Origin of the sequence: Leuconostoc lactis KCTC 3528 = DSM 20202 (assembly GCF_014651235.1) — a bacterium.
Classification (GTDB): Bacteria; Bacillota; Bacilli; order Lactobacillales; family Lactobacillaceae; genus Leuconostoc; species Leuconostoc lactis.
The window spans coordinates 1-21,466 of record NZ_BMWM01000027.1 but is presented as its reverse complement, the minus strand read 5'-3'; the positions used below and the strand labels follow the sequence as shown (position 1 = coordinate 21,466).

Here is a 21,466-nt window from a genome sequence, read left to right as displayed (position 1 = left end):
ACCAATCGAGATCTTCTTACTTAATCTACGTCACTAAATTCGTTCAAGTTATTTCTTGCAATCTGCCTTTTTAATAGATTCAGAAATTGCCTCAGCAAGAGCCAATACAAAAATAACCAAAGAAACAGCAAATAGTGCGCACATTAGAGTTAGCCAAAAAACATTTGATGTCGAGCTTAGTTTTTCGTTTAGCAAATAAAAATTGTTTGTATGGTTATATTTGTTCGTTTTAAAATATTCGGTTACTACATTCACAAAATTATTATTAAATATTTGTGCTCCAATTACTGCAGAAACGGCAGTTGTTATTAGAGAAGAAATGGCAACTCTTTGATAGTAATCCTTCATAAATTCTGGGCTGAAAATATTAACTATCGTGTCGTATCCTAAAATTAAAATAAAAAATTCTAACAACATGATGACCATGTAAACCACAAGATTTAAAATATGGTCACTGCGATTATTACCTGGTGTTCCCGATAAAATTGTTTGTCTAAAACTTAATGATTGATAAACATAAAAGGCTATTAGTGAAAGTAAACCAATGAGTGTCTTTTTGATATGTGATTGTGTCATTTCCGATATCTCCATGTTTTTATTTTTAATACATTATTAATAATACTATTTCCATTATTTATTTTCATTAAAACTTTGAAAGGAGGTGACACAATGACATGAAATTAACGCCAAAGCAGAAGAAGTTTGCTGATGAGTATATCAAGACTGGAAACGCAACGCAGTCAGCGATTGAAGCTGGTTATAGTAAAAAGTACGCTAATACAAATGCACCAAAGTTACTACAAAATACTACATTAAAGCAATACATAGAAAAGTGCATGGCTGAAATAGCGTCAAACCGTGTTATGAGCTACACAGAAGCCGTTGAATTACTTACTAGTATAGCTAGAGGTGAAGAGAAAGAAACGGTCGTTGTGGCAACTCCTGTGAGTGTTGAGAAAGTCGAGAAAGAAGCAGATTTAAAGACAAGAATTAGTGCATTGAAAGAGATACTTAAACGTTATCCCAACAACGATAAGCTCATCGAACAGCAGATACGTAAGTTGAGTGCTGAAGCAGACGTGGCACAGATACAAGCTAAACGCATGGCAGAGGGCGAACAAAACAGCAACGTCAATGTGAATATTGTGATACCAGAGCAGGAGGACAACAATGGCGAATGATTTAGTGATTGATGTTCCTGAAATGGTTGATAAGGCATATTACAAGCTGTACACATCAAAACAACAGTATATTGCATTGAAAGGTGCACGTGCTAGTGGTAAGTCAGTAGCCACCGCATTCAAGGTTGTGATTGATATATTGCGCTATCCGTATGTTAATTGGCTTGTCGTTAGACAATTCCAGAATACACAGAAAGATAGTACGTTTGCCATTATTAAGTGGGCTGTTCACTACATGGGACTAGATGATTACTTCAAATTCACCGTTAGCCCGCTTGAAATAACTTACAAGCCGACACAACAAAAGGTGTTTTTCCGTTCAATGGACGATCCTTTGAAAATCACATCTATCACAACAACGGTTGGAAAGATATGTCGTAGCTGGTGGGAAGAAGCCTATGAGTTAAAAAGTGATGATTCATTTCAGACTGTGATTGAATCTATGCGTGGTGAGTTGCCTATTGGTGGCTTTTATCAGCATGTCATTACATTTAACCCGTGGAGTGACAGACATTGGTTAAAGCGTGAGTTCTTTGATGTTGATACAAGGCGCAACAATACACTAGCGTTTACAACCACATATAAGAATAATCATCATCTGAACGATGACTTTATCGAGGCTATGAAAGAAATGGTGGTGCGCAACCCTAATCGTGCAAAAGTTGCCGTGTTTGGTGACTGGGGTATATCAGAGGGACTTGTGTTTGATGGTTTGTTTGAACAACGAGATTTCAGCATGGAAGAGATTGCTAAGTTGCCTAAGTCAATTGGACTGGACTTTGGATTTAAACACGATCCAACCGCTGGTGAGTTCATGGCAATAGACCAAACAAACAGAGTTGTGTATGTCTATGATGAGTTCTATCAACAAGGTATGCTCACACAAATGATTGCACAGGCATTAGCACAACATAAGGCTTATGGCTTGCCAATCACAGCGGATAGCGCAGAGCAGCGTTTAACAACTGAATTAGCCAGTGTTTACGGTGTACCCAATCTACGTACGGCTGGTAAGGGTAAAGACAGTGTGATTCAAGGCGTGCAGTACATGCAGAGTTATCACTATGTTATCCACCCAAGAGTTAAAGGACTATTAAGTGAGATGAACACTTATGTGTATGACAAAGACAAGCTGGGTAACTGGTTAAACAAGCCGAAAGATGAAAATAACCACGCTATTGATGCCCTACGATACGCAATGGAACAATACATGTTCGTTGCAAATAATCACTACATGAGCTATCAAGAACGTGCGCAAGCCGTCAAGAATTTAGGACTATAAAGGAGTTACAATGCAAAAGATTTTTAGTGATAATCAAAAAGCTAATTTAATCTATCAAGACAGCTTGGATAATCTGACGCCACAACGTGTTATGCAGTTTGTCAAACATCATAATCAGTATCAGAGACCACGACTTGAAAGGTTAGACGAGTATTACAAAGGGTTGAATGTTGGTATTTTAGAACAAGAGAGCCGCCGTGTTGATGAAGACAAGGCAGACCACAGAGCTGTACATTCGTTCGGTAAATATATTGCTGACTTTCAAACCTCATTTAGCGTTGGCAATGCCATTTCTGTTCAACATGATGATGACGCGAGACTTGATACAGTTGAAAACATCAACAACTTTGATGAGATTAACAGTGACTTATTCTTAGATATGACACGTTTTGGACGTGCCTATGAGTATGTTTACCGAGGACATGATGACATTGAACACAGCGTAGCATTAAGCCCACTAGAAACGTTTATCATCTACTCACTAGATGTTGAGCCGCAACCAATTATGGCAGTGCGCTATCACTTGATTGATACCATTGATGATGATGTTATCTCAAACGAGTATCGTGTTGAGACGTGGACTGCCACAGAATACACAAGCTATCGGCCAACCTCAATTAGTGGCACACCTGTACAAGATGAAGCAAGTGAACTGTACGTGTTCCCAATGATTGAGTACAAGAACAATAAGTTTAGAATTGGTGACTTTGAAAACGTTATCCCACTAATTGATTTATATGACGCAGCACAATCAGACACAGCAAACTACATGACTGATTTGAATGACGCTATGCTTGTCATCAAGGGTGATATTGATACATTGTTGCAAGGTTCAAGCATGATGAGTGGCATTGACCCAACAGACGAGAATGCAGCAATGCAGCTAGCAAAAGACAAGATGGAAATGTTGAAGTCCATGAAGTCGGCTAACATGTTGCTGTTAAAGTCTGGCGTATCAATGACAGGTCAACAGACGAATGTTGACGCAGGCTATATCCACAAAGAATATGATGTGACTGGTACAGAAGCATACAAGGATAGGCTGGCGCATGATATTCATAAGTTCTCACATACACCTGATTTAACAGATGAAAACTTTGCAGGTAACGCTAGTGGTGTTGCTATGAAGTATAAGGTGTTGGGAACGATTGAATTAGCAAGTACCAAACGCAAGGCTTTTGAAGTCGGTTTGTATCAACGCTATAACATCATCAAAGCATTAGAAAATCTATCAGCAAGTGGTATGAGTGTAGATCCTAACGATATTAGCTTTGTGTTTACGGATAACATGCCGGTTGATGACGTTACAACCATTGCACAAGTGGTTAGTGCAGGCGCTAGAGTGCCACAAGAGTATCTGTATCAGTTCCTACCAAACGTGACTGACCCTAGTGAAATTACTGATTTGTTAGCGCAAGAGCAGGCTACACAGGTACAACAAGCTAGAGATAGTTATGGCGTGCAAGTAGATTCAGAAAAGGCAGATGACGCAAATGGCACAGAGACCGAAACAAACTAATAAATATTGGGAAAACCGTCTCAAACAAGAGCAAGCATACATGAACAAGGCTACGAACACTGATGATATTGTCAGACGGTATGATTTAGCCATTGATGATATTACGCGTAAGATTGAAGCCGAATATGCAAGACTTGAATTACGTGGCTTTGAACGTAATATTGTTGAAAATTCCGACATTGCAGCTTATGAACGTGAAGCCAAAGAGTTGGTGGCATACGCTAACAAACTGCGTGACAAGTTAGGTAGAAACGCAGCTAAAACAGACTTTACAGCCGAAGTGAACAGGAGAATGAAAGTCTATAACGCTACAATGCGTATCAACAGGCTGGAATATCTCAAATCACAAGTTGCATTATCGCTGGTTAAGGCTGGTGTTGATACTGACGTTGACCTACAACAAGAATTATCAGACAAGTATGTCGCCGAAAAGGCACGTCAGGCTGGTATTCTAGCTTCAACAGTCGTACCAATGTCACACACTAAGCTATTTAAGATAGTGGCTGCACAGGTTGATGGTGCTAACTTTAGTCAAAGAATATGGCAGAACACAGACAGTTTAAAGGCTGAATTAGACGTGTTACTGACTAACAATATCATTCAAGGACAGAACTCTAACGTGATTGCAAGACGTTTGCGAAGTTTGTTAAACGGTCAATACAAAGACAACGCTAGGTATATCACCGAACGATTAGCACGAACAGAGTTTACACGAGTGATAGGGCAAGCGCAGAAAGACAGCTACCGTGAAAATGACATTGAATATGTCAAGTGGATGGCTGAATCACGTGCATGTCGTTATTGTGTCGCTGCTTCAGAGGGTGGTTTACGAGGTGAAGGTATCTACAAAATAGATCATGAGCCACATTACCCTCAACACCCCAATTGCCGCTGCAGTTTAGCAGCTTATTATGAATAACTTGAACACTGACGAAAGTTGGTGTTTTTATTTTGTCCTAAGCATGACATTAAAAGGCTGTTACATAGCGTGTATGGGTTGTTAGCGTGTCGTGTGTGGGTTTAATCGTGCATGGGGCAATATAAGCGCTAATCAACGTTTATGGACTAATACAAAGGAGAAATTATCATGACAGAACCAAAAGAGCCAGTTGAACCAAAACAACCGGAAAACGAAGAGACTAAGACATTAACGCAGAGTGAACTTGACAGCTTGATGGATAAGCACACTGCAAAAGTCTTGGAAAAACAAAAGGCTGACTTTGAAAAACAGTTGGCTGAAGCAATTCAACAAGGCAAGACAGAGGGTGAGAAGTTGGCTACAATGTCCGCTAAAGAAAAGGCTGAAGAAGAGGCAAAGCAACGCCTTGCAGACCTTGAAGCACGTGAAAAAGAATTAAACCAACGTGAATTAACGGTCAACGTGTCAAGCCTATTGAAAGAGCGTGAATTGCCTACTGATTTAGCTGAATCGTTGGTTAAACTTGGCAATGCTGATGAAATCTCAACCGTTGTTGACAGCTTGCAACAAGCAATTCAACAAGGTATCAACGATGGTGTTAAAGACCGACTACGTCAAGACCCACCAAAGAATGACGCAACAAAAATCAGTGGTGATATTGGCAAGGTGGAATTTAACGCTATGACCGCAGCAGAACGTGTTGCTTTCTCAAAGAGCAACCCAGAACAATTTAAACAGATTACAGGAGAATAAATAAATGTCTAACACATTAACAAAACTAGCAGATTTGGTAAATCCAGAAGTATTGGCACCAATCGTGTCATACGAATTTAATCAAGCAATGCGATTCACACCGTTGGCAAGTGTTGACAAAACACTGCAAGGACGTTCAGGTGACACATTGAAGTTCCCAGCATTCACTTACATTGGTGACGCAAAAGACGTTGCAGAAGGTGAAGCAATCCCATTGGATAAGCTGGGTACAACGACTAAGAGCGTTACTATCAAGAAAGCTGCCAAAGGTACAGAGATTACAGATGAAGCAGTAATGTCTGGATATGGTGACCCTGTTGGCGAATCTACAAAACAATTAGGCTTGGCAATCGCTAACAAGGTTGATAATGACATCTTGGCTGCTGCATTGACAGCTTCACAAACAGTTAAGTTTTTTGCAACATCAGACGGTGTTCAATTAGCGTTGACACTATTTGCAAAAAATAGCGATCAAGACGATTCACCTGTTGTAGCTTTGTTTAACCCAGCAGATGCAGCAGCATTGCGCAAGGCAGCACGTGCAGAGGGTACAGGTTCAGACGTTTCACAAAATGCTTTGGTAAATGGCACTAAGTTTGCAGTGCTTGGCGTACAAATCATCGAATCTAACAAGGTTACAGCAGGACAAGCTATCTACATTAAGGTAAACCCAAGTGTTCCAGCTTTGAAATTGGTTTTGAAGCGCGAGCCAGAAGTGGAAAATCAACGCAACATCATCAACAAGACTACTGTGTTGACTGCCGATGAACATTACACAGCTTACTTGTACGACCCAACAAAGGTTGTTGTAGCAAAAGGCTGAGGCTAATGGCATTACATTAAGTCAAAAGACAGCAACAATTAAAGTTGGTGCAACTAAGCAAGTGACTGCTGCAAACCCAACCAATGCTTCAGACGCTAGTGTTGCTGTTACGGTGACAGAATAGTCACATGATGTCGCTTAATAAATAAACAATACTGCAAAGGGCGGCTATTAAGGAGGTGATGATTTGGAACTTAGCGATTTAAAAACTATGCTACAAATCAAAGATGATAAGCGTGATGATATTCTCAATCTTATTATCAAAAACACAACGCAAGCATTGTCATTTAAATTAGGTTTAAAGGATAGTGTCCCTATCCCTGATGTCTTAGACTATATTGCACTTGAAGTGTCTGTAAAGCGCTATAATCGGCTTGCTAACGAGGGCATGAGTTCGTATACACAAGAGGGACAAAGCATTACATTTAGTGCAAATGATTTCGATGAATTTGCAAACGATATTGATGCTTGGAAAGATGAAAATGGCGTGAAAGATAACAATTCAGGTCGTTTTTTGTTTATCTAGGTGGCGACATGAGATTTCCAGACAATATTCAATTTTATTCAGAGGGCAAAGAACACTATGATCCAAAGGTTGGTGATTATGTAGGCGGGCCTGAATTGGTTGGTGAAGCAATAGCTAATGTTACTGAAACAGGCACAGAAACAAGCGTGCATGACTTCGGCGACATCACCACCAAAAACCTTGTTATACGGCTTGTAAATGACGTTGACTATAAATGGGCGTATCTCACTGTAAACGGCTTAGAACAGAAGTATAAGCCTATTACAACGAGGAAACCATTGAAGAACAACACGTTGATTGTAGGTGAGATGAATGAGTAATATAAGTTTTTCTGTTACTGGCGTTGATAAGTTAAGTAAAGCGCTGTTATCTCGTGCATCAGCTGGTGACATCAAGAGCGTTGTCAAACGTAACACCACACAAATGCAACAACAGGCGATGTCTAATGCTTCAAGCGTATTTACAAAGGGTTATTCAACCGGAGACACCAAGAAAAGCATTGGTGTTTCATTCAATGATAACGGTATGAGCGGTGTAACTGGCTTAGGTATGGAGTATAACCAATATACCGAATTAGGAACTCGTTTCATGGCTGCTGAACCATTGTTAAAACCTGTGTTCAATAAACAAAAGACGGTATTTAAGTCAGATTTGGAGAAGTTACTCAAATGATTAGTCCACAAAAAATACTGTTCGATACTTACTACGACTTGTTACAGAGTGACGGCTACAATGTCTATGATTATTTACCGCTTGAAGATGAACCAGTTGATTATCCAATTGTGGTGATTGGTAACACACAACAAACCAGTGCGACAACTAAGTATTCACGCAATGACCATGTGTTCTTAACAATCGACGTGTGGGGCAGTAAGAAACAACGCAAAAAAGTTAGTGAAATAGCTGATTACATTTACAATCTGGCGATTGGATATATTAAAACCGACAGCTACACGTTCTATGGTCAAGCAAACCAACAAAACATGCAGATGTCTATTGATACATCAGTGCCAAATACAACGTATCAGCGCGCTAACATACAACTAGAATTTACAGTAGATTAAAGGAGATTATTTAATGACATTATCAACATTAAAAGGTGTCAACGCAGTAGCGTTCGCACGTAAATTGAGTGACGCTGCAAAAAAGCCAGCCGACCTTATCCCATGGCAAACATCATTGTCATTTGACCCATCACGAGACAGTGACTCAACCGTGACTAAAGATGGCAACGTTAATACACAATCAAGTGTTTCAACAGACCTTGAGATTGAGTTTATTAACAACACATCAGCGATTGCTGACGCATTCTATGACAGTTTGCTAGATGGCGACAAGATGGAATTTTGGATCGTACACAAAGACCGCAAGAGTGCAGATGGCAAGTATTTCTCATGGTATGTACAAGCATCTGTATCAGAAGACAGCAATGACAACGATGCTGATGATAACTCAACTCGTGATGTTACATTCTCTGTTGACGGTACACCAAAGCGCGGCTGGACTGCACTAACAGAACAACAGTCAAGTGACGTTGACTATGTATTCCGCGGCTTGGATAAAGTTGCAGGTACCGGTCTTAAAGAAACCAATGGCGGTAAAGCTTGGGTTAAAGAGACTGACGGCGGCGTGAATGGCGCTCCGTCCGTTACGTCAACTGCAGTATAGCAGCCGTAGGACATTGATTAAATAACACAAGGACAGAGACGATTGAAGTGAGACGATAAAAGGAGAAATTATGCAAGTTAAAATCAACAATAAAGAAGTAGAATTGAAGTTTGGCGTGAAGTTTGTTCGTGAATTGGATAAGGTGGCAGGTCTGGACGTGAATGGTGCTTCATTTGGTATGGGACTTACAAAGTCTATCCCAGCACTTAACACAGCAGACCCAGCCGTATTGGCAGATGTTATTTATTCAGCTGCTTCAACCAACAAAGCATTCCGGCCATCACAAGATGATGTCGATAACTTTATTGATGACTATGATGGTGACCTTGAAAAGCTGTTTGATGATGTAACTAAAGAAATGTCAGCAGCCAATGCAATCAAGGTGGCTTTAAAAAACGCACAAGCCTAGATGGTGAGGACACAGGAGAATACAAAACTAGTGAGCAAACATATCATGAAATTGTATTGAACAGCCTCACTCGTCTAGGCTTTTCTGTGTATCAAATGTACGAAATCGAGACTATGACGTTGCCTGATTATCAACTAGCTATGGAAGCATACGCTATTAAACAGGCTTTGAGACGTGAAGACATAGCTTTACACGCTTGGTATAACCAAACTGTACAGGCTACAAAAGGGAGTGACAAGCACCCTAAGCCGCGTTATCAAAAGTTTAGTGATTTCTACAATACAGCAGAACAAGAAGATGAAATACGTGCAAGTTTCGAGAGTGATTATACTTCAGAATTGACACGTAAACGAGAAGAAGAGGCGCTTATTCAACAGCGTTTCGCAAAGCTGCAAGAATTAAAACAAAAGAGGAAAGGAGGACAATAAATGGAAAGTTATTCAGTGCAAGCTACGTTATCTGCGGTTGATAAGAATTTGAGTTCAACGTTTGGAAAGGCAGCTCAAGCTGCGTCTGATTTTGAAAGAAAATCAAAACAATCTCTTGAGAACGTTGGTAAATTCATGGCCATTGCCGGAGCGGCCGTTACCGCTATTGGAATAAAAAGCGTCGAGAGTTTTGGAGACTTTCAATCTTCCTTGAACAAAGCTGCTGTTATTGCAGGTGGTACTTCAAAAGATATTCAAGGATTAGCTGATGTAGCCAACCACATGGGTGCAGTTTTACCCATAAGCGCACAAGATGCCGCAGACGCTATGGTTGCAATGGCGCGTGATGGTGCTTCAATTAGCACAATTAAGAAAGAATTTCCAGCTATTGCTGAAGCTGCTACGGCTGCTGGAGCTGATTTGCAAACGACAGCAAGTGTTGTACAGCAATCTATGAATATTTGGGGAGATTCATTAAAAAGCCCTCAAAGAGCAGCTGCCATTTTGACACAAACCGCCAACTTGTCTAACGCTTCAATCGAAGACATGCAACAGGCGTTGGCTACTATTGGTGGTACTGCTTCAAACGCTGGCATCGACATGGAAACAACGTCAACAGCTATTGGATTGCTTACTAACAAAGGTTTTAGTGCAGCACAGGCGTCACAAGACCTTAACCACGCGTTGTTGCTTATGCAAGCGCCATCTAAGATGGGTAAGGCCGTCATGGACGATTTGGGCGTTTCAATGACTGACGCACAAGGAAACATGAAACCTCTACCAACTATTTTGAATGAATTATCTGATTCAATGTCAAATATGACTTCATCAGAAAAAGCTGCTGCACTTAAAACAATGTTTGGAACATCTGGAATGGCTGCTATTTTGCCATTGATGAAGTCTGTTAAAGACACAACAGGAAATGCCACAACAAGTTGGAGTGCATTTACAGACCAGATGAACAAAGCGTCATCAAGCACGCAAACGGCGACAAATTTTTTGCAAGAACAAGCAACAGAAATGCAGAAAAACTTGGGTTCAAGTATTGAACAAGTCGGTGGTAACTGGGAAGCTTTAAGAAACGCTGCTATGGCTGGTAGTGCTGGCGTAATCGGTTCAATCATAGACATGATTAATAATGCATTAGAGTGGGCTACGACCACCAAGAGTGCTTTTGGTAATAGTATTCGGACAATAATGGGATTAACACCAGTTATCGGCGCTGCAACATTGGCTACCGGAACATTCCTAACGGCTGCCACAAAAATTGGAAGTGTTATGAGCACCGTTGGAACAGCATTAAAGGCATTGTTTATAAGCCCGCTAGGTCTTGCCTTATTGGCAATAGGGGCATTGGCGAGTGCGTTATCCCTTGCCTACAAATATTCAAAACCTTTTAGAGACGCGATTCAAAAAATTGGAGACGCCTTCAATAAGGTATTTAACCCCGCAACCAAAAAATCAAGCAATGGCATTAAAACATTTGGTGATACTGTTTCAAATGTAATGCAAGCAGTTGGTGAGGCTTTTGGTAATAAACTTGCCAATGCCATAAATAGCGTCAACTGGGTTAAGGTATTTACATCAATACACAACGTGCTGGATTCTATTTTGCACGTAGCTACAAATGCTGTTGACATCTTTGGAAAATTAGCCGTTAAAGTATCTAATAGTGGTGCGGCTGCCAAGTCTTGGGATATTTTAAAAGTTTCCCTAAAAGGTGCTTATGACGCGGCAAAACTACTCTATGACGGTGTCAAAAATGTTTATGATGAACTTGGCAAGATCGGCGGAAAGGGTTCAAACGTTGGAAGGGGATTACAGGCGGCTTTCGGAGTTGCGGCATTATTATCAGTTCCAATTGGATTGAAGATGATGCCTAAAATTTTAGGCCTTATATTATCACCTGCAAAAAAACTGACGGGCGTGTTTGGTTCATTGTTATCGAACATATTACCTTTTGGAAACAAAACGAAGATAGCGGCCGATGCAGCTGGTTCTGCAAAAAAACCGTTCTCAAGTTTTGCTACAAAAGTTCTTGAGGTTGGTGCCGGTATAGGTATTGCAGCTGGTGGACTAGGTGTCTTAGCATACGGATTATCTAAGTTATCCAGTCAAGGCGAACAAGGGACATCAACTATGAAAACATTTGGTGTGGTCGTTGGTTCTCTGGCAGCGGTATTCGCGCTATTTGGCAGAGGTTTAACCGCAGGTGCAGTTGGTATTGGAGTTCTGTTAGGTGGTATAACTGCCTCCGCTTTAGCGTTTACAGCTCTGGCTTCAACAGGTAAACAAGGACAAGCCACAATGATTACGTTTGGTGTAGTTATCGGTGCACTGGCTGCTGTATTTGCTTTATTGGGTCCTATATTAACAGCTAGTGCTGTCGGTATTGCTGTGTTTGGTGCCGCTATATTAGCTATTGGTGTGGGAATTGGTATTGCTTCATTAGGATTGGCAACACTTATAACAGCGCTTAATAACACAAATGTTAGCGCTAAAACAATATCAACAACAATGGAAGCTGTGGGAGTTGGATTCGCAAAAATGGTTGAGGGATTTTTATCAACCATCATGAGTAAAGCGCCTGTCATTGTTAATCAGTTTCTAAACATGGTTACTTCTATACTATTGGTAATTTCGTCGAGATTGCCACAATTGATTTCGGCAGGTGTGGCGGTTATTGTTGCCATAGTTACAGGTATTACACAAGCTATTCCACAGGTGGTGCCATCCGTTATGAATATGTTAGCAACATTTATGGAAACCGTCGCTCAAAATCTGCCATCACTAATACAAAGCGGTATTGACTTGGTTGTGGCAATTGTTTCTGGACTAGCTTTGGCAGTACCGAAAGTTATACCAGCAGTTGTTACTCTTATTACAACGATATTAGACACAGTTGCAAAAAACATGCCACGAATTGTCGATTCGGGAGTGAATCTGATACTTTCATTTATCAGCGCTATTTCAAATATAATCCCCAAAATAGTACCGGTAGTTGTCAATTTGATCGTCACATTTATTGGTTCAGTTGCCAACAACTTAGGAAAAATTATAAACGCAGGCGTTAATCTTTTAGGAAAGTTTATTTTAGGTATTGTTAATGCGATACCTAAAATCACCGATATAGCTGTTCAAGCGGTTATGAAATTTGTTTATGGGGTTGGATATGCACTTGGAAAAGTTGCCGGTTCTGGTGGACAACTTATTTCCACTTTCATCAGAGGAATAGTCAGCGGATATGGTGGCGCAAACGGTGCAGGGAGTGGTGCTGGTAATTCTGTACTCAATGGAATAATGAGAATTAGTCTGTTTGGAGCTGGTAATGCTATTATGAACGGCTTCTTAGGCGGATTACGTTCTGCTTACGGCGCTGTTCAGTCGTTTGTTGGTGGTATCGCTTCATGGATAAGGCAACATAAAGGTCCAATCAGTTATGACCGTAAGTTACTTATCCCAGCTGGTAACGCAATTATGAATGGTTTGAACGCTGGACTGGTCGATAACTTCAAAACAGTACAGAAAAACGTCAGTGGTATGGCTGGCAGTATTTTAGACGCAGCAACAAGCGTTGGAAATCTAGCAACAAATGCCATTGGAGACCCAATCAATGCTTTGAACAATAATATTGGTGGTTCGTACTCAAGCGTGATGACATTAGATCATACAAGTACGACACAACCAGCTAATATCACAATCGGATTTGATAAACATGGTTACACTGCTTATGTTGATGACATTAACAATCAACAAGGCAAAACGGCGCTATTAAAAAGAAATAATAGTGTTCAACTATAACAGAAAGGAGGACACACATTGAGCTTATATGAATTTACAGACCTGACTGTTGGGACTTCGTCAGTTTCATTGCCAAGTGAATCTATCACGTTCAACGGTCATAAATTGGATAGTGAGTTAGTGGGCTATCAAACTCTCAACGTTGAGGGACGGTCAAGCTTCACAAGGTCATTATCCACAGCTAATGGACTAGCAGACGGCGACTTATTTTTATCATCAAGGATAGAATCAAACAAAATTAGCGTGAAGTATATGGTTTCAGCTAAAACAAATAGCGATTTCAACACCTTAAACGATACCTTAAACAAGTATCTACAAGGCAATGAAGTCGCTTTTAATTTTGCAGATGAACCTAATTACACAAGATATGGCACTGTAACTGCTAACAACTTGGATAATGCAGGTCAATTATCAACGACCGGTGTGTTTGAGATAACAATGTCAGATCCATACAAGTACGGCGCTACAAAGAGTGCGTCTGGTACAACGTCTATCACCGTTTATGACACGTCTTTAAGCTTTGCACAAGGCTTTGACACGATTGTCTTAACCAACAAGGCGGACGTCTCTAAAATCGTTCTAACGGTTGACAGTTACACGTTGACATTGGTTGGATCGTTCAAAGCGGCTAATGTATACACAATTGACTATACAAAAAAGACGGTCACGGAATTTACACCAAGCACCAATGTTAAAAAGTCAGTTAATGCAACAATCGACATCAACAACAGTGATATTTTTGAAGCCAAGATTAAAAATGGTACGAAAATTACTAGTACACAGGCAAGCTCAATCGTGTTGTCATATCGGGTGAAAGCACTATGATTTATATTTTTGATAAAAAACAAGCAATTATAAAAGTGCTGACCAATGATGATTTCACAGCAGCACATCTAAACTTTAAAATTAACACGGCAACAACGTTTGAGTTCTCACTACCTGCAAGCAAGGCGTTGCCAAGCGGTTCAAAGTATGTGGCGACACCGCACCCATTAAACGACAGCAAGTTTATTATGTTGCGTTTGACCGAACGTGTTGATAACACAGAAACAATCGACTATTCAGCCTATGAGTTGGCTTATCAAGAGTTGGCTACTGATGGTTATATTGAAGATAAGCGCCCACAAAATCAGAGTGCATTGAATCTGATGAAAATTGCACTCGATGGTTCAAATTGGGAGCTGAACAACGTCAACGTTTCTGGCACAGCGACAACTAATTTCTATTACGTTGACAGATTAAGCGCCATCAGCAAAGTTGTAGACCTGCTAGGCGGTGAGATTGTATTTTATATTGAGATACAAGGAAACGCCATTAGCGGGCGTTATATGGACTATCTAGCACGTCAGGGAGCAGATACCTCAAAGGTATTTGCAAGTGGTTCAAACTTACTAACAGTTGAACGTCAAAGCGATACTTCAGGTATATACACGGCTATCTTGCCTCGTGGTAAAGGTGAAGAGATTGACAACGGAGAAGCTGATACACCTGATGGCTATGGTCGCAGAATTAACATTGCTGACGTTGAATGGAAAAAGTCCGCAGGTAATCCATTAGATAAGCCAAAAGGCTCAATCGTTCTATCAGACCCAGACGCTACGGCTGAATGGGGACAGATTAACGGTAATGCTAGGCTGTTACTACAAACGTATGATGATATTGATGATGTCAATGTTCTAATCAATTCAGCATACAAAACCCTTCAATCTGTTAATCACCCACAAATTCAGTATTCGGCTACGGTTGCTGATGTTGGTGGGCTATCACTTGGTGACACAGTCTTAATCATGCACGGCGATAGAGACTTGAGTTATAAGACACGCGTGTTTGAAGTTAAGTATGATCTGTTATCACCAGACCAAACAGAATTGTCACTTGGTGATGATTTAAGTTCAAATAGTATCACTTCACAACTCAACAGTTTGAATGCTGTTGCAGACACTACTAGTAGTCAAACACAGTGGACGATTAACCAGATTGGTAGACCTAGCACAACGTTTGGTAACACAGAGCCTGCTAATCCCAAGGTTGGAGATGTATTCTTCAAAGAGTTGCCAGATGGCGGGACTGAAATATACCGCTGGAATGGCAATATATGGGAGTTGCTTGCTTCACCGGCCACCGCTGATGATATAGCTAAAGCTGTCACTGACGCGGTCTCACAAGCAAAATCACACGTTGACGAAGTGAAGCAGGGTCTGTCAAGTGATATTGCAACAGCAAAGTCACAGGCTGCTTCACTAGCTAGTACAGCAGAGGCAAATGCTAAGAGTGAAGCAGCATCTCTATTCAGTCGAGCGCAGAACGCCTTGTCTGATGCTAAAACAGACTTAACGAAAAGCATTAACAAGGAAGTAACAGACCGTACCAAGGCAGTATCAGACCTAGACACAAAAGCACAAGGTTACGCTACACAGGCTAAGACAGATGCAATTGCTACAGCTAATGGTGCAGTTGCTAAGGAAGTAACAGACCGCCAAAAAGCTATTACTGATTTAGATGCTAAGTCTACAGGCGCTATTAACCAAGCTAAGACGGATGCACAATCAGCGTTAGATGCTTTACAAGTGGGCGGGCGTAACCTGTTGCTTAACTCTAAGACACTTTGGCCCGTATCGAGTAATGGTGGGACTAACGCAAAAGAGGCCTTTGATAGCACTACTAATATGTTCCACATCATGTCCCCAGCAGGAAGTGGTATCAACAAGGGTATTTACTTTAATGTTGCCAACAATACCAGCACAGCTATCCCAGTAGGACAGCCTTGGGCTATGGGCTTTGACATCAAGGGTACGGGTGTGTTTAAGCAAGTCGGTATAGAAAACTCAGTTATTAAAGGCCAAACTGGTAACGTACCAACTGACTGGACACGGGTAACGGTAACAGGAACTAGAACAACAGCTAGTAACATTGTCCTTTACTTTGATGCCACAACCGTAGCCCTTGACGTGTATATCAAGCTACCTAAATTAGAACAGGGGACAAAAGCCACAGATTACACCCAAGCCCCTGAAGATATTGTCTTAGACTATACGACTAAAGACAACGTTATTAGCCAGTCATTGACACAGTATCAAGCTACAAATGATGGCAAGGTGACTAAAGCACAATCAGATGCCACTCAGGCACTTGGTTTAGTAGCCACAAAAGTCTCACAGACTGACTACAACACAAAGACAGGCGACCTAGATAGTAAGTACACGGCTGTTAAGCAAACAGCAGACCAAGCCTCTACCGATATTGTAGCCATTAAGTCTACTAATACTAGTCAAGATACCAAGATTAACACCCTTACTAGTGATGTATCAGGTACCAAGCAGTCAATTAGTGATATCCAGACAGAGCAGGGTAAACAATCTACTAAGATTAACACTATCAAAACGGATGTATCAGGCACTAAGCAAGATATTAGCGACATCCAAGATGCTAATGGTGCCCAAGATGGCAAGATTGCTACAATCTCTACTACAGTTGATGGCCTAAGCTCATCATTTAGCACTTACAAGACCACAAATGACGGCAAAGTTGCTAAGGCTCAAGCGGATATTGTGGTTAATACCAATGCAATTGCTACCAAAGTTAGTCAGACGGTTTATGACGCCAAGACAGGTCAATTACAGACAGACCTCAACACGACTACAGCCACGGCCAACACCAGTAAGCAAGACATTGTGGCCATCAAGTCTGACAACACCAAGCAAGATGCCCGTATGACCACCATTGAAAGTGATGCCAATGGGACTAAGACAACAGTAAGTAACTTACAGACGGACTTAGGTAAGGCTAAGGGCTCAATCAGTACGTTACAACAGAGGGCTGATGGTTTTGACGCCACTGTTACTAAGGTTAATAATCTTGCTATCGGCGGTAGGAATTATATAGTCGATAGTGGTTTTGAAAGCGGAAACGGCAGAGGAATGAATGTTGTATCAAAAACCAATACACTTCCAGAACCATTTGGAAAATATATGGGTTATTACTATGACGGCAATTCAGCTAGCGGATCCGATAAATACGTTATGTATACATTGGACACACCGGTTAAAATATTAGCTAATGAGAAGTGGACAATTAGTTATTATTATTCGACATCTGGAACGGCTAACGGACAAGCTTCTGATTATATGTATGACGATACAGGAAATGCTCTAGGCGGAAGTCTAATGATGGCACATCAGAATCATGTTGTGGCAGGTGGTCAACAAACATGGAAAAGATTTTTCAATACTTTTTCATTATCAAAAGACACCGCGATAGCTAAACTGCGATTTGGGTTCGTAAAAACCGATTCCGCAGCCGGCTGGAAAGTTGTTGATAACATTCAACTTGAAAAAGGAACAATGCCAACTGACCATGTTCCAGCTCCTGAAGATGTAGATAGTACCGTAGCAAAAGTAAAACTAACTGCTGATGAAGCATCAACTGCAGTTAGTAAATTAACAAGTGCAGATGGTATAATCACCAAAGCACAGGCTGATATAAAAGCCAATGCTGACGCTATCACTGAAAAAGTTTCTAAAACAGTTTATGACCAAAAGACTGGTGAATTATTACGCAACATAAATGAAGCCAAAGACACCGCAGATAAGTCTTTACGCACCATTGGTGATTATCAGAAAAGCAATGATAAACGAGTTGAAGCAGCTGAAAGCAGTATAGAACGAACTGCTAACTCCATCACGGAAAAAGTTTCTAAAACAGATTATGACAAGAAAACTGGTGAGCTAACCGAAGCTGTTTCACAAGTGAAACGCACCGCAGATGGCATATCTAACTTCGTGCGTGATTCAAGTGGTAACATCTCATCCGACTTCCAAACAGCTTTGAGTAAAACGTCTATCATCACAGGTAGCACGTTAGCTTCAAGTATTCAGAAACAGACGGCGACACAGATAAGTTCAGCTATCACAGACAACAACGGCAAGATTATTAGTTTAATCAATCAAGATAGTTCTGGTGTTCAAATTGCTGGTAAGAATTTAGCGATCACAGCCGATACAACGGTTGACGGTAATTTTTGGGCTAAGCAGGTCGACGCTGTTAAAGTCAATGCAACAAACATCACCGCTGGTACATTGAACGCAACAAAAGTCAACATCATTAACCTTGACGTACACAGTCTTACCGGAGATGTTTCTAACTTCATTCAGTCTAATTGGAACGGTAAATATCAGTCAACATCAATTACCTCGGATGGTATGCAAATCGGGGGTTTCAGTGCAAATGGATTTGATACGATTTTTGATAAAACTGGAATAACTTTTGAGACCACGGATTCACGATACGGTTACGCTATTGCCCATTATGGTACAGACACAATAAAAGGTAAGTCAGGTCAAGTTGCGGCTCACGGTATGGAAATAAGAACAGGGAAAGAAAACGGAGTTGGGTTCGATTACTTTGCTATTAAGTCACCAGGTGCTAATAACCTTGAATTTGGTAACACAACTAATGCGGGTCACGTATCAATAATGGTGGTACCCGATACCAAGTTGATGCCCGTGTTTAACCAAGGTGTAACTATTTTGGATGATTTGTATGTAGGGAATGTGAACGGGGCTAAAGCAGGAGGTTTCTTTTCAATACTAGTAGGACGCACTGTACGCATACCCACTTCCATAAGAAGCGATGGAACTGTCGAGAAATCTATAGCTATTGATCTATAAAAAGGAGAGCAATATGAATATTAAGAAACAAGATTTAATCAAGGTGTATAACTTTTTGAACGGTGCAAGCCTTGTGGGTGCTGTATCACGAGCCAGAACGAAGCTAAATAAATCCATTGCAGAAGCGTTTCAAGAGATGCAATCAGATGAGTCTGATTTGGTGAAAGAGTATGGCGGTGAGGTTTTACAAGACGGTGCAGTTAAGTTCGACAAGGAGCGACAAGATGATAAAGCGGCTTTCAACAAAGCTATGTTGGAGCTTCACGAAGAGTCAGCGGTGTTTACAGAAACCACACAAGACCAGTTTAACCGTTTAAAAACTGCGCTTGAAAGCTATGACAAAGAGTTGAGCAATCAAGACGCAGAAGCATACGATATTTTGTTAAGCGCATTAGAAGAGGAGAAATAATCATGAATATGACAGTTGGAGATTTACAATTTAGTTTCGTTGACGGTAAGTTGACATTGAAGTACGCGTCAGTTTCATTTAATGCAGGCACATTTCCAAATAGCTTGAATGGTAATTTGCAGGTGACACCAGAAGACGGTATTAGTTTGACATCATCAGAAGATGACATCAAGGCAGCAGCTAAGAAGAAAATTCAAGCGCTTATCGCAGAAGCTCCGGCGAAAACAACGGAGGTATAATATGGAATTCCCACATGACGTTTTAGGGTGGATAGCGGTGGGTAGTACAGTAGTTACTGTTTTGACGGCGGTTGTAAAGGTTTGGATAGTTAATCCGTTGAGCGCGCAAATCAGTGAATTAAACGGAAACTTTGGAACATTAAACACAGCGCTGTCGAAAAGTCAGACTGAAATTGATGAGATTAGTAAACATCTTAGTCAACATGATGTTACTTTGGCTACTCACGGTGAACAGATCCACACGTTGTTTAATAAAAACGATAAGTAGAACACGAAGCTAAGCGTAATGCCTAGCCACGGGGAGGTATGAAAATTGAATAAATTAAAACGATGGGTGATTGCTTCTATTGGAGCAGTTGCCTTTTTAGTTGTCACGATTTCAGGCGCATCAGCCAATACATTAGGTATTGACGTTGCCAGTTATCAAGGCACAACAACAAGCTATTTCAGCCAGTTTAAGAGTTATGGCGATAAGTTCACTATGGTTAAGTTAGGCGGACGTGGCGGTGGTGAGGGTAGCCATTACGTCAATCCTAAAGCCTACGCACAAATTCATAACGCTGATGCCGTTGGTATGCAAACCGGTGGCTATTTCTGGGGCGAGTTTGGTGATTCAGTGAGTGAGGCAAGTTATCATGCACAACTAGCTGTACAAGACGCACAAAATGCAGGACTTGCTAAGGGCAGTTACATTGCTTTGGATTATGAAGCAGGTGCTGGTGCTAACAAGGCTAACAACACCACAGCTATTTTGACGTTCATGGACGCGATTTACGCAGCTGGTTATAAACCAATGCTTTATTCTGGTACTTATTATGTGAATGCTCACATTGACTTATCAAGAGTAAATGCACGTTATCCAAATGCTTTGTGGATTGCTTGGTATCTCACGACAGCACATCAAGCAATGCCACCTATGCAATACTTCCCAAATATGAGCAACGTCAAGATTTGGCAATATGCTGATAATCACTTTGGTGTTGACGGTAACGTTATGGTTGTGGGTTCGTTGGATAACAACACACCAGCGGAAGAAGTAGCTAAGCCAACTAACCGCCCAACTGATGAACAACCAGCAGCAACCGCTGATAAGACGCAATATGCGACATTTAGCGGCGTTTATGTGGCTGATGTTTGGAAGAAGTGGCAGGGCAAGTATTATGGTGTCAACAAAGACATGGGTATTCCGGTCATTGACTACAACAACTATATGCCTGTCGGCGCTATTACTTTGACTGATAAATACGGTCACAAGCTACGTAATCAATACATTCAAGGGAACAACGGACGTATGGAATACTTTACGCTTGACGGCAAGTATAAGGTGCTAAGCCAAACAGCTACGGCAGTTGAAGTGCAAATGAATGGTGAACCCGTTTGGATGATGAAGTCATTCGCAACAATCAAATAAGGAGATAAAATGACATTTAACGTAGATGCTAATATCGCAATTTTGCTAGTAACTTGGCTAGTGGTACAAGTTTTAAAGCCAACTAAGGTTGCTAATCATCTCTTGCCACTGATCGCAGTAGTTGTCGGTGCGTTGATCGCGACTGGCTTATCATTCTACACACATGACACCAAACTTGTACAAGATGTTGTACTCGGAGTGTGGGCTGGTTTCGCATCAACCGGCTTGAACGAAACAGCCACGAAGTCAATCATATCTATTATTGATGGTTTTGCTAACGGATTTGGTAAAACCGAAGATAAGAAAACTGAATAACACAAAACCACCCAACTAGATTAAATTCTGGTTGGGTCTTTTTTATTTGGCAGATTGCAAGAAATAACTTGAACGAATTTAGTGACGTAGATTAAGTAAGAAGATCTCGATTGGTGT

22 protein-coding genes are annotated in these 21,466 nt (G+C 40.9%); 21 read left to right on the top strand and 1 reads right to left on the bottom strand.

Annotated features, from left to right (window positions below; translation table 11 throughout):
* Positions 1-48 precede the first annotated feature (48 nt).
* Positions 49-576 (bottom strand): hypothetical protein, encoded by a 528-nt coding sequence (locus IE039_RS07240; RefSeq protein ID WP_189428960.1) that lies wholly within the window; start codon positions 574-576, stop codon positions 49-51.
* A gap of 98 nt (positions 577-674) precedes the next feature.
* Between IE039_RS07240 and IE039_RS07235 the strand changes: the two genes are divergently transcribed.
* The 21 genes from IE039_RS07235 to IE039_RS07135 all read left to right on the top strand — a co-directional run bounded on the left by IE039_RS07235 (position 675) and on the right by IE039_RS07135 (position 21,349).
* Complete coding sequence (locus tag IE039_RS07235; RefSeq protein WP_019040654.1) at positions 675-1,181, top strand: terminase small subunit; 507 nt, start codon at positions 675-677, stop codon at positions 1,179-1,181.
* On the top strand, positions 1,171-2,463 hold the full coding sequence (locus IE039_RS07230; protein ID WP_010001103.1) for a PBSX family phage terminase large subunit: 1,293 nt from the start codon (positions 1,171-1,173) through the stop codon (positions 2,461-2,463). Before IE039_RS07235 ends, IE039_RS07230 begins: the two co-directional genes overlap by 11 nt.
* 10 nt (positions 2,464-2,473) lie before the next feature.
* Positions 2,474-3,982: a phage portal protein gene (locus tag IE039_RS07225; RefSeq protein WP_010002183.1), complete on the top strand. Its 1,509-nt coding sequence runs from the start codon at positions 2,474-2,476 to the stop codon at positions 3,980-3,982.
* The gene (locus tag IE039_RS07220; protein WP_019040933.1) at positions 3,957-4,901 is read left to right on the top strand and encodes a minor capsid protein; all 945 of its coding nucleotides are present in this window, start codon (positions 3,957-3,959) and stop codon (positions 4,899-4,901) included. The genes IE039_RS07225 and IE039_RS07220 overlap by 26 nt, the downstream gene beginning before the upstream one ends.
* Before the next feature lie 168 nt (positions 4,902-5,069).
* Positions 5,070-5,654, top strand: a complete 585-nt coding sequence (locus IE039_RS07215; RefSeq protein ID WP_189428959.1) for a DUF4355 domain-containing protein — start codon at positions 5,070-5,072, stop codon at positions 5,652-5,654.
* A gap of 4 nt (positions 5,655-5,658) precedes the next feature.
* On the top strand, positions 5,659-6,477 hold the full coding sequence (locus IE039_RS07210) for a N4-gp56 family major capsid protein (protein WP_010003668.1): 819 nt from the start codon (positions 5,659-5,661) through the stop codon (positions 6,475-6,477).
* A gap of 187 nt (positions 6,478-6,664) precedes the next feature.
* Complete coding sequence (locus IE039_RS07205; RefSeq protein ID WP_010003667.1) at positions 6,665-7,003, top strand: phage head-tail connector protein; 339 nt, start codon at positions 6,665-6,667, stop codon at positions 7,001-7,003.
* A gap of 8 nt (positions 7,004-7,011) precedes the next feature.
* The gene (locus tag IE039_RS07200) at positions 7,012-7,323 is read left to right on the top strand and encodes a hypothetical protein (protein WP_010003666.1); all 312 of its coding nucleotides are present in this window, start codon (positions 7,012-7,014) and stop codon (positions 7,321-7,323) included.
* The gene (locus IE039_RS07195) at positions 7,316-7,675 is read left to right on the top strand and encodes an HK97-gp10 family putative phage morphogenesis protein (RefSeq protein WP_189428958.1); all 360 of its coding nucleotides are present in this window, start codon (positions 7,316-7,318) and stop codon (positions 7,673-7,675) included. The genes IE039_RS07200 and IE039_RS07195 overlap by 8 nt, the downstream gene beginning before the upstream one ends.
* Positions 7,672-8,067, top strand: coding sequence for a tail completion protein gp17 (gene gp17, locus IE039_RS07190; protein ID WP_189428957.1), 396 nt, complete (start codon positions 7,672-7,674; stop codon positions 8,065-8,067). Before IE039_RS07195 ends, gp17 begins: the two co-directional genes overlap by 4 nt.
* Before the next feature lie 13 nt (positions 8,068-8,080).
* On the top strand, positions 8,081-8,671 hold the full coding sequence (locus IE039_RS07185) for a phage major tail protein, TP901-1 family (protein ID WP_010003727.1): 591 nt from the start codon (positions 8,081-8,083) through the stop codon (positions 8,669-8,671).
* A 70-nt stretch (positions 8,672-8,741) separates the two neighbouring features.
* A complete protein-coding gene (locus tag IE039_RS07180; protein ID WP_004912507.1) occupies positions 8,742-9,080 on the top strand; it encodes a tail assembly chaperone in 339 nt (112 codons plus the stop codon).
* Positions 9,081-9,193: 113 nt separating this feature from the next.
* A complete protein-coding gene (locus tag IE039_RS07175; protein WP_059442617.1) occupies positions 9,194-9,508 on the top strand; it encodes a hypothetical protein in 315 nt (104 codons plus the stop codon).
* Positions 9,509-13,309 carry a phage tail tape measure protein gene (locus tag IE039_RS07170; protein WP_189428956.1) on the top strand — a complete coding sequence of 1,267 codons (3,801 nt, stop codon included), beginning with the start codon at positions 9,509-9,511 and terminating at the stop codon, positions 13,307-13,309. It abuts the gene before it with no gap.
* Between the two features lie 18 nt (positions 13,310-13,327).
* The gene (locus tag IE039_RS07165; protein ID WP_189428955.1) at positions 13,328-14,134 is read left to right on the top strand and encodes a distal tail protein Dit; all 807 of its coding nucleotides are present in this window, start codon (positions 13,328-13,330) and stop codon (positions 14,132-14,134) included.
* A complete protein-coding gene (locus IE039_RS07160; RefSeq protein ID WP_189428954.1) occupies positions 14,131-18,975 on the top strand; it encodes a phage tail spike protein in 4,845 nt (1,614 codons plus the stop codon). Before IE039_RS07165 ends, IE039_RS07160 begins: the two co-directional genes overlap by 4 nt.
* 13 nt (positions 18,976-18,988) lie before the next feature.
* On the top strand, positions 18,989-19,384 hold the full coding sequence (locus IE039_RS07155; RefSeq protein WP_019041269.1) for a hypothetical protein: 396 nt from the start codon (positions 18,989-18,991) through the stop codon (positions 19,382-19,384).
* Between the two features lie 2 nt (positions 19,385-19,386).
* Positions 19,387-19,623, top strand: coding sequence for a hypothetical protein (locus tag IE039_RS07150; protein WP_010004950.1), 237 nt, complete (start codon positions 19,387-19,389; stop codon positions 19,621-19,623).
* A 1-nt stretch (position 19,624) separates the two neighbouring features.
* A complete protein-coding gene (locus IE039_RS07145; protein ID WP_010004951.1) occupies positions 19,625-19,891 on the top strand; it encodes a hypothetical protein in 267 nt (88 codons plus the stop codon).
* Positions 19,892-19,936: 45 nt separating this feature from the next.
* A complete protein-coding gene (locus IE039_RS07140) occupies positions 19,937-21,034 on the top strand; it encodes a GH25 family lysozyme (protein WP_010004953.1) in 1,098 nt (365 codons plus the stop codon).
* A 9-nt stretch (positions 21,035-21,043) separates the two neighbouring features.
* The gene (locus tag IE039_RS07135; protein WP_010004955.1) at positions 21,044-21,349 is read left to right on the top strand and encodes an ATP synthase F0 subunit 8; all 306 of its coding nucleotides are present in this window, start codon (positions 21,044-21,046) and stop codon (positions 21,347-21,349) included.
* The last annotated feature ends 117 nt before the right edge of the window (positions 21,350-21,466 follow it).

What these genes read in the sequence shown, in the direction of transcription:
- IE039_RS07145 (WP_010004951.1), top strand. Translation starts at nt 19,625, where the DNA reads ATGGAATTCCCACATGACGTTTTAGGGTGGATAGCGGTGGGTAGTACA.
- gp17 (WP_189428957.1), top strand. Translation starts at nt 7,672, where the DNA reads ATGATTAGTCCACAAAAAATACTGTTCGATACTTACTACGACTTGTTA.
- IE039_RS07195 (WP_189428958.1), top strand. Translation starts at nt 7,316, where the DNA reads ATGAGTAATATAAGTTTTTCTGTTACTGGCGTTGATAAGTTAAGTAAA.
- IE039_RS07210 (WP_010003668.1), top strand. Translation starts at nt 5,659, where the DNA reads ATGTCTAACACATTAACAAAACTAGCAGATTTGGTAAATCCAGAAGTA.
- IE039_RS07150 (WP_010004950.1), top strand. Translation starts at nt 19,387, where the DNA reads ATGAATATGACAGTTGGAGATTTACAATTTAGTTTCGTTGACGGTAAG.
- IE039_RS07200 (WP_010003666.1), top strand. Translation starts at nt 7,012, where the DNA reads ATGAGATTTCCAGACAATATTCAATTTTATTCAGAGGGCAAAGAACAC.
- IE039_RS07155 (WP_019041269.1), top strand. Translation starts at nt 18,989, where the DNA reads ATGAATATTAAGAAACAAGATTTAATCAAGGTGTATAACTTTTTGAAC.
- IE039_RS07240 (WP_189428960.1), bottom strand. Translation starts at nt 576, where the DNA reads ATGACACAATCACATATCAAAAAGACACTCATTGGTTTACTTTCACTA.
- IE039_RS07225 (WP_010002183.1), top strand. Translation starts at nt 2,474, where the DNA reads ATGCAAAAGATTTTTAGTGATAATCAAAAAGCTAATTTAATCTATCAA.
- IE039_RS07230 (WP_010001103.1), top strand. Translation starts at nt 1,171, where the DNA reads ATGGCGAATGATTTAGTGATTGATGTTCCTGAAATGGTTGATAAGGCA.
- IE039_RS07215 (WP_189428959.1), top strand. Translation starts at nt 5,070, where the DNA reads ATGACAGAACCAAAAGAGCCAGTTGAACCAAAACAACCGGAAAACGAA.
- IE039_RS07170 (WP_189428956.1), top strand. Translation starts at nt 9,509, where the DNA reads ATGGAAAGTTATTCAGTGCAAGCTACGTTATCTGCGGTTGATAAGAAT.
- IE039_RS07180 (WP_004912507.1), top strand. Translation starts at nt 8,742, where the DNA reads ATGCAAGTTAAAATCAACAATAAAGAAGTAGAATTGAAGTTTGGCGTG.
- IE039_RS07160 (WP_189428954.1), top strand. Translation starts at nt 14,131, where the DNA reads ATGATTTATATTTTTGATAAAAAACAAGCAATTATAAAAGTGCTGACC.
- IE039_RS07235 (WP_019040654.1), top strand. Translation starts at nt 675, where the DNA reads ATGAAATTAACGCCAAAGCAGAAGAAGTTTGCTGATGAGTATATCAAG.
- IE039_RS07185 (WP_010003727.1), top strand. Translation starts at nt 8,081, where the DNA reads ATGACATTATCAACATTAAAAGGTGTCAACGCAGTAGCGTTCGCACGT.
- IE039_RS07220 (WP_019040933.1), top strand. Translation starts at nt 3,957, where the DNA reads ATGGCACAGAGACCGAAACAAACTAATAAATATTGGGAAAACCGTCTC.
- IE039_RS07135 (WP_010004955.1), top strand. Translation starts at nt 21,044, where the DNA reads ATGACATTTAACGTAGATGCTAATATCGCAATTTTGCTAGTAACTTGG.
- IE039_RS07175 (WP_059442617.1), top strand. Translation starts at nt 9,194, where the DNA reads ATGACGTTGCCTGATTATCAACTAGCTATGGAAGCATACGCTATTAAA.